Source organism: Nonomuraea sp. LPB2021202275-12-8, assembly GCF_037044575.1.
In the GTDB taxonomy this organism is placed as follows: domain Bacteria; phylum Actinomycetota; class Actinomycetes; order Streptosporangiales; family Streptosporangiaceae; genus Nonomuraea.
In genome coordinates this window covers 1-8,005 of sequence record NZ_JBAHWD010000081.1, presented here as the reverse complement: position 1 = coordinate 8,005, position 8,005 = coordinate 1, and the positions used below count along the sequence as shown (strand labels likewise).

Annotated in this window: 7 protein-coding genes; 3 read left to right on the top strand and 4 right to left on the bottom strand. The window is 62.6% G+C overall.

The genetic code is table 11. From position 1 onward, the window contains the following. Window positions 1-220 precede the first annotated feature (220 nt). The 3 genes from V5E28_RS48470 to V5E28_RS48460 form a co-directional block, all read right to left on the bottom strand. Window positions 221-874: a hypothetical protein gene (locus tag V5E28_RS48470; RefSeq protein ID WP_336217094.1), complete on the bottom strand. Its 654-nt coding sequence runs from the start codon at window positions 872-874 to the stop codon at window positions 221-223. A gap of 77 nt (window positions 875-951) precedes the next feature. Then, window positions 952-1,530: a hypothetical protein gene (locus V5E28_RS48465; RefSeq protein ID WP_336217093.1), complete on the bottom strand. Its 579-nt coding sequence runs from the start codon at window positions 1,528-1,530 to the stop codon at window positions 952-954. 225 nt (window positions 1,531-1,755) lie between these two features. After that, window positions 1,756-3,348, bottom strand: coding sequence for an ice-binding family protein (locus V5E28_RS48460; protein ID WP_336217092.1), 1,593 nt, complete (start codon window positions 3,346-3,348; stop codon window positions 1,756-1,758). Window positions 3,349-3,968: 620 nt separating this feature from the next. On the opposite strand from V5E28_RS48460, the gene V5E28_RS48455 reads away from it, so the two are divergent. Next, on the top strand, window positions 3,969-4,955 hold the full coding sequence (locus V5E28_RS48455; protein WP_336217091.1) for a L,D-transpeptidase: 987 nt from the start codon (window positions 3,969-3,971) through the stop codon (window positions 4,953-4,955). Between the two features lie 1,860 nt (window positions 4,956-6,815). On the opposite strand, the gene V5E28_RS48450 is transcribed toward V5E28_RS48455, so the two are convergent. Continuing rightward, window positions 6,816-7,190, bottom strand: coding sequence for a hypothetical protein (locus V5E28_RS48450; protein WP_336217090.1), 375 nt, complete (start codon window positions 7,188-7,190; stop codon window positions 6,816-6,818). Between the two features lie 153 nt (window positions 7,191-7,343). Here V5E28_RS48450 and V5E28_RS48445 point away from each other — a divergent pair, with 153 nt between their 5' ends. Both V5E28_RS48445 and V5E28_RS48440 read left to right on the top strand, forming a co-directional pair. After that, entirely contained in the window at window positions 7,344-7,697 is a 354-nt protein-coding gene (locus V5E28_RS48445) for a hypothetical protein (RefSeq protein ID WP_336217089.1), read from the top strand. Next, on the top strand, window positions 7,690-7,953 hold the full coding sequence (locus V5E28_RS48440; RefSeq protein WP_336217088.1) for a hypothetical protein: 264 nt from the start codon (window positions 7,690-7,692) through the stop codon (window positions 7,951-7,953). Before V5E28_RS48445 ends, V5E28_RS48440 begins: the two co-directional genes overlap by 8 nt. Window positions 7,954-8,005: the final 52 nt, after the last annotated feature.

Sequence of the window (8,005 nt, the reverse complement as noted above, 5' to 3'; positions counted from 1 at the left end):
CTCGTCCCGCGGCGGCTGGTGGCTGGCGTCGCGCCACAACAGTGACCAGCGCGGGACGGCAGATGGATCGGTGCGGTGACCCTGCCGGGCGGTGAGCGGAAGACCGTCTCGTCGAAGGACAAGGCCAGGACGCGGGAGCGACTACGGACAGAACCGGAGCCGGCCGTTTCATGCTGACTCGACTATTTGCTCCGTGGTGAGGTTCACGCCTGTCATGGCCTTACCAACGAACGGTCCTGATCCGGGCTGCCGCCGGGATCGCCCAGCTGCGCAGGTGTCCGGCGAGCCGCAGCAGCGGCCCGGCCAGCAGATAGGCACCCACGGCGAGGCCGTAGGCGAGGTAGATCCACTGACCTGCGCTCAGGGGCTTGGCGCCTGCCACGAACGGATACCACAGCGCGCTGAACTCCGGCGTGTAGAAGCAGATCGGCGCCTCGTACTGGCCGCCCCCGTCGGGCCAGCACACCTTGGGCACGTCGACGTCTCCGAACACCGCGCCGTTGAGCCCAGCCCAAACCGACATCCCGAGCGCCAAGACTGTGACGAGGTCGGCCAGAGCCGAGTCACCCGGCCGACAGCACCGTACGGCCAGCGCGAACGCGGCGGGCACTGCGGCGAACAGCAAGTACCGCGGCCCCCAGAACGATGAGCCGCTCCATGACCAATACGTCGCGTACAGCAGCAGCAGACCGATCACGAACGCCAACCACAGATCGTAAAGCTGCCGTCCGGCGGCTAGGTCACGCAGCCGCTGTCGTACGGGCAGGAACAACCCGGGGGCGAAGAAGAGCAGGCCCTTACCGAAGGAGAAGACCAGCGACAGCATCCCGAAGAAGATCGGATAGCTGAAACCTGGTAGGCCGGAGTAGGGCATGATCGTGCGGCTCCCCCGGTTATCTGCCTCATAGCCGGTCGCGAATGGACTGCCACGCCGAAGCCACGCCTCCGCTATCACCAGCGCAACCGCCGAGCACACGGCCAGTGCCAGCGCAGTCGCCGGACGTCCCAGATCCACTTGGCGGTCATCAGCGCCATGGCGGGCAGGGCAGCGGGCGTGCTGGCGACCCCGATGGCCACCGCCATCCATCCCGGCCGAGTTCTGCCTGCGACCAGCCCAACAGTCCCGGTGAGAACGAGGATCGCGGTGAAGGTCTCGCCGTTGTATCCCAGCTGATGGTGGGCGAACATCGACGCGAAGACCAGCAGCAGGATGAACCGCCGTAGAAGCCGCCGGGGCAGCCGGTTTCGCAGAGCGAACCAGACGAAAGCCACTCCCCCGATGAGCAGAAGAGCGTTGTAGCGCAGTGTCCACCACTCCGGCGATCCTACGATCTTCCCGAGCAGCCAGAGCGGCGCCGAGAGCAGCGGCCCGACCATCGAGTATTTGCCGTCCGGCACTGTGCCTTGCGTGAGCAGAGCCGTCAGTTGGAAGTAGCGGACCGAGCCGTCACCCCAATCCAGACGGGGCAGGAGGAAGAGCATGCCGGCGAACCCTGCGACGATCAAGCCCGTCTCGACCCAGGCGGCCACGCGATTGTCGTCCTCGGGAGGCATATGGACCGTTGGTCGCTCAACGACTCTGATGCTCACCCTTCAAGACCATGACGGGTTGCCATCCAAGAGACGGCCAAAGACACGGCCCGGCATCATCACGGAGCATGCCCTGCAAATACGGTAGGCCATGAGCTGGCCGACCTCTGGATCCAGAGGTCGGCCAGCTCATGATTCGCAAGCGTGGCCAGCGGGATGAAACTGTCAGCCGGTCACTCGAAGGTTCCTCTTGACCAGCTTAGGAGCAGGTGCCAGAGCGAGCCTTGTGGCGCTGGCGGCCAGGCGATATTGGCCCTCCCCAAAGCAGTGCTTCTCGTAGCAGGGCTCATGGGCGTCATCCCTGTCACAGGACTCTTCGTAGCAGGGCGCCTCGTCGCAGGACTCGTGGTGCCCATGGCCATAAGAGGACTCTTCGTAGCACAGCCCCTTGTGGCAGACCTTGCGGTGCTCATGGTCGTAAGAGAACGCTGGGTAGCAGGGCGCCTTGTCGCAGGACTCGTGGTGCCCATCGTCGTAAAAGAACTCTGAGTAGCAGGGCGCCTTGTCGCAGGACTCGTGGTGCCCATGGTCGTAAGAGAACTCTGGGTAGCAGTGCGTCTTGTAGCAGGGCTCGTGGTGCCCATGGTCATAGCAGGGCGCGGGCTTGGTCGGCTTCTTAGTCGGCTTCGGCTTCTTAGTTGGGGTGACCGTCGGGGTCACCGTCGGGGTCACCGTCGGAGTGACCGTCGGAGTGACCGTCGGAGTGACCGTCGGGGTCACCGTCGGGGTCACCGTCGGGGTCACCGTCGGAGTGACCGTCGGAGTGACCGTCGGAGTGACCGTCGGGGTCACCGTCGGAGTGACCGTCGGAGTGACCGTCGGGGTCACCGTCGGAGTGACCGTCGGAGTGACCGTCGGGGTCACCGTCGGGGTCACCGTCGGAGTGACCGTCGGGGTCACCGTCGGGGTCACCGTCGGAGTGACCGTCGGGGTCACCGTCGGGGTCACCGTCGGAGTGACCGTCGGGGTCACCGTCGGAGTGACCGTCGGGGTCACCGTCGGAGTGGGAGTCGTTGTTGTGCAGTCGTCGATCCCGACGAGGTTGGTATCAAGGCTGACCTGAGCGTTGCGAGCCAGCAGTCGGCCGTTGACGGTGGCGCCCGTGGTCGCCGAGATCGAGGACAGGGCAAGAATGTTGCCGACGAAAGTGGAGGCCGTTCCCAGTGTCGCCGAGCTGCCCACTTGCCAGAAGACGTTGCACGCTTGAGCACCGTTGATCAGCTCGATGCTGCTAGCTGTCTCAGTGATGAGTGTGGAGGCGATCTGGAAGATGAAGACGGCATTCGGATCATTCTCGCCGTCGAGAGTGAGCGTGCCGGTCAGGCCGATCGAAGAACTGGAGGCATAAATGCCGTGTTCGAGTGTCAGGCCGCCGAGGTCGCCTGAAATGCTGGTGGCCGGGGTTCGGCCGGCAGCATCGTTGTATGCGATGGTCAAGTCGGCTTGTGCCTGAAGCGCTACAGCATCGGCAGGATGCTGCACCCCATTCACTATGCCAGGCGGGAACCCGGTGATCGCGGTACCTGGGCTTACCCCCAAATCATCCTCAATCACGGTGGGACCGGTGTTGGTGACCGCGCTCCCAGCCAGAACCGAGAAGCTGGCGGCCGTCCCCAGGTCGACGGGGGTTACCTGGGCGACGCTCTCGCGTGGATGTATGAGGGAGAGCGCACCTACGATGGCGACAAGTATCAGAGCCGCCACTAGTCGGGAAAGTCCGGGCAGTCTGAGCAAGGTCTGTCTAAAGGTTCCGTTCATTTAGCGAGTCGTTCTCCTAGCAGAAGGGCATCGGATACGCCCGGTTTTCGTGTCCACAGAAGGCGAGGCATTCAACTGCGCGAGATATCACCCCGGCCGGACTTGCCGCCGTGGAGCAGTTGACGCCCCGCGAAGCCCGGGAGAGCCCACCTCCCGCGACTTGGCACGCTACTTGCAGACATCACCAATAGTGAGCAGCAACGCTTAAGTGGCACATAAAACTCGATCAATTCGCGTGCAAGTGCACTTCGCACACAAACGAGAATCTTGGAGCACTTAGTCCATTTTTGCCGGTTATGCCGCGCAAGCACCGGTGACTGGCGAACGGAAGCCGCAGAGCACCTGGGCGCACATTAACCCCAAAAGCCCCACAACGCTCAGGCCAACCGCTGCAGGGTCAACATCTGCCGGCATCACATTCGCAAAGCCCGGAGCTATCGGGCCACATATGGCGTCCAGCGCACACTGGACAGGAGGGGACCTTCAATCGAACAGGGACGTAGAAGGTCATCAGCAGGCAACACGTCATGGAGTTGTAGATTTAAGCATTGCCAACGGCGAGCCTGACAAAGCTTTTGCATTTATCGAACTAGAGGCAAGACGATTGGCAGCGTTCGGCGATGCTATACCTGGAACTCTCTCGCAAGTCTGGAGCTGTGGGGTCCAGCATTGCATCGACAGTGCGTGTTGAAGCGACGCCGCCTCTCCTCTCGGGATCGAACCGCGCATATTTGGAGACTTTCTTGCCTGATCGCTTTCAGCCCGCCACGCCCGACCGTGGGGCGGGCTGGTCGACGAAGATGATTGTTTACAGCGTGCTAACGGTCATGCCTCTGGCCGTCTCTTGCGGCGCAGACATGGACGCGTCACCAAATCCCGCAGCACCGGCTGCGGCCACGCAGCCGGTCAGGCCGATCAAGCCGATGCCCGTGTCAGCAGAGCAAACAGCACGATTGCCGCGTGCGACAACTTTCACCAGACTGCGTGGCGCGCCAAAAGACACCGACTCGCTCGATCCGGGAGATGGGGCTGTCACACACCCTACGGAACCACAGATAGTTTATGCCCACCCAGGTGGGCCCCCTGTGGCGGTATTGCCGACCACTGAGATGGGGAGCGCGACGTGGGTTCCGATAGTGCAGACACAGCCAGGATGGGTTCGTGTCTTGCTGCCGAGTCGGCCGAACAAGTCGACAGGTTGGATCTACAGCGACGGCGGAGGGCTGCAGAATGCATATAGCCCTTACCGAGTAGAAATCGAGCTGTCCGCGCGCAGACTTACCCTGTTCAAAGCCGGCCACCGGCTGCGTTCATGGACAGTGGCCGTGGGCGCTGCGGACACACCCACACCGACAGGGCGGACATTCCTGCTGGCCGCCCTGTCTCCTCCCAAGCCGACCTACACCCCACTGATTCTGCCGCTGGGCATGCATTCGACTTCGCTAGACAGCTTCGATGGCGGGCCCAGCACGATCGCCTTGCACGGCTGGCCAGATAAAAGCGTGTTCGGCCGCGATATCAGTCACGGTTGCGTACGGATTCCCTCCACCGCCCTGCGCGTACTGTCCCGCATCCCGTTGGGCAGTTCCGTCCTGATCACCGCTTGACCTTGGCACATGGGCATGGGGTGGACGTCATAGGTTGACAGCGGATGCGTCAATCGATGGAGCGTCCGCCTCATTCGACTCGCCCCTCGCTGCAGCACGAAAAGTCTGCCGATCGGGCAACGTCGGATATGACGCTCAGAAGAATGGCAACCGGCCCTGCCTGCCCTCCTTCGCTGAAGCGACAGGATGGGCAAGCAGGGCCGATCGGTGTTGTGGTTGACTGCCAGCGAAGTGCTAACAGATGTTCTGAACACCCCCCGGACCGACAGATCCCATGTTTTCGGGCGCAAGCAACGGCAGGTTGATTGTCAGGAGTTGGTAGGCGAGAGCATTAGTGGGCGGCTCACAGGGGCCGAGGGCGATGGCGCGACTGGCGGAGGCAGGGCTCCCGGCCAGCAATGGCAGGGCCAGGACAGCGGTGGCAGCAGCCACTGAGAGCATGCGGGAAGTGAAGCGCATGAGCTATTGGTTCCTTCCTACGATGGGGTCGCGGTAACACTACTAACAGTAATCGGGCTGGGCTGCGCTCAACATGCCCAAGTAGAGCTACATACCGTTCAATCACTTAGTGTGGAAATGCTTATCGATTTCCCACGCATCGCATCTCACCTCGTCCGTCGCCCACCAGCGTCCCTAATACGCCAGAGAAGACGGGCAGCCGCTGGAAGTGTCGCGGACAGAATGGACGAGGACAGCTTCCCTGCGGAGAACAGCGATGCCGCGTGCGCGCTGACCGCCGGTCACCTGACCTGTGCCGCTTCAGAACTCACGTATACGGTCCAAGAGGCCGTCAATAGGGTTTGGATCGGTCGAGAGACTAATACGGGTAGCAAGCAGGCACATACATCGACGATCAACTTGTTTTTCAACAATCCGTGATCGACAAGGATTTCCATGCCCGCGATCCCATCCCGGTGTGGAGCCAACCTCAGGAGCGTTCGCTTGCACATATGACGTATCGCTATGAGGACACAGGACGCGATTGCGGCGACAATGTGTTCAGCGGCAGGTTCCTGACAATTGATCAATTCCTGGAGCAGCGACCGTACGGCCCCACGGAGTGGGTGAAGGCGCTCGCGGACGCAAAACGCCGAGGTGTACTGGGCACCCACACGTGGCACCGCTGGCTGATTCGGATTCTGTGCGAGGTTCTTGGCCTTGAGTTCGGCCGGACCGGCGCACGCAGGTCTGGTGAACAACCGTACGCCGGCCTCCGATCACCGCGGAGCCCTGCCGCGCTGGACGTCACAGGTGGTGGACGCTGCGGTCCGGCATGTCTTGGACGGCGGCTATGTCGGCTGGGCCGGCGGCTGGGCCCTCGTATTCGTACGTCGAGGAAACGCGGGATCCGTTTCCGGTGGCTTCGGCACTCTGTCGGCCTGAGCCATACCGTGGGCATGACCCTCGGTCGTCCATATGAGCTCAGCCGTCCCGCTGTCGGTTCGTCGTACGACATACGCCTGTATATCGCCTATGTTCGCAAAGACCGCCATGGTCCCAGAGCACGCCATGGCCACCAGGTTGGCGCCCATGCCCGCCAGCTCGGGTTGAGCCTCGAATGGACTCGTCTGCCGAGTAGATCCCACGCTCGAAAATGGTTGTCAGATTTGACGGGTCGATTTCACGATCGTACTTCCGCAAGGCCTCGGTCACTAGATGGCTAGCAATGTCGCCGGCAGTCCGACCCTTGCGGCCGTCGGCGATCGCGAACAGGGAAGGACCCGCGTAGATATCGTCCTCGATGCGTTGGCGCGCGGGTCCAAGATAGGTGCGGGAGGCCGCATTCCAGGCGAGTCTCACCATTTCACGTACCTTCCATGTCAGAGCAGGGATCTTTAGGCTGGATAGTACTATTCCGGGTTACTCAGGTGGCTGTGCGGCGTGATGGAAGGCACCGGCTGGTCTCCGGCTGGTCGGCTTGCGGAAGCCGTACGCGCGGGGGAGAATTCGATCTTGCACCATCGTGCTCGATGGCAAGGTGTCCATCCCCGTACTCACCGAGTGCGGGTCCGGGCGCACACCTGCGTCTGCCAGAGCCCGATTCGAGTTGTGCACGGAAATGTTGCCCATGTGCGCGACGGGCACCTGCCCGGCCTGAGTGATGCGCCCGACCTGATGGCGGTCGACGGCGTAGGCCTCGCCATAGCGACGAGTCTCGACCAGCAGTCGCTCGTCCATGGCGTGGGTCAGCGAGTCCTTGTCCATGAACGCCTGAGCCGAAAGCGGGCTCGTCATCCTGCAGAGGTCTATTCTGACGATTAGGCGTTCCAGAGCCCGCCGCCAGGGCCACGAGGGCGGCCACCTACATCAGGGCTTTGACCTGCGGTTCAAGGGTGAAAGGTTCAGGTGTGTCGGTAGCGTGGAAGCGCAACATTTTGGAGGTCAACGATGTCCACCCCGCATCATGACAGCGAGGCACTGATCCCTCGCCCGCCGCTGACCACCGCCGCCCTCAGGGCAGCAGTTGCCCAGATCGCTCCGGCTTACCTCAGCCGGTTCGTCGACCACCTTGACCAGGCGACAGAGCAGGCGGCGCGGCAAAGCACCGTGGCACCTCTGCAGAACTTCTTGCAGCAATGGGGTGAGTTCGTGGCGATTCAGCGCTACCCCGCCCGAGCGGCCCGCCTGCGTACATTGGAGGCAAAGGTCGCCGCCGCGACCGACAGAGTGAAGTTGGACTCGGCCTTGGCCGAAATCAACGAGATCACGACATCCGCGCGCCGAGAGGCCGTCGGTGAGTGACGCCTGGACCTGGGAGTACAACCCCGACGCCGAGCATGTCATCGCTGGGCTTCCTCCCACCGTCATCCTTGAGGTTGAACGGCTTGCCGACCAGCTCGCAGTCCTCGGGAGGGATGCGGTTCACGCCGGTAGAGGCCCGTTGCATGGGGCAGGTCTTCGGACGCTTGATCTGTTCGGCGGCCGCGGGTTCCTCACCTTCATCATCGCGGAGCATTTGCGCCTTGTGCTGATCGTCCGCGTTACCTGGAGTGATTGACGCGACCTCGCGCCGGTCACAAGGCAGCTGATGCCGAGAGCGGCATCAGGTT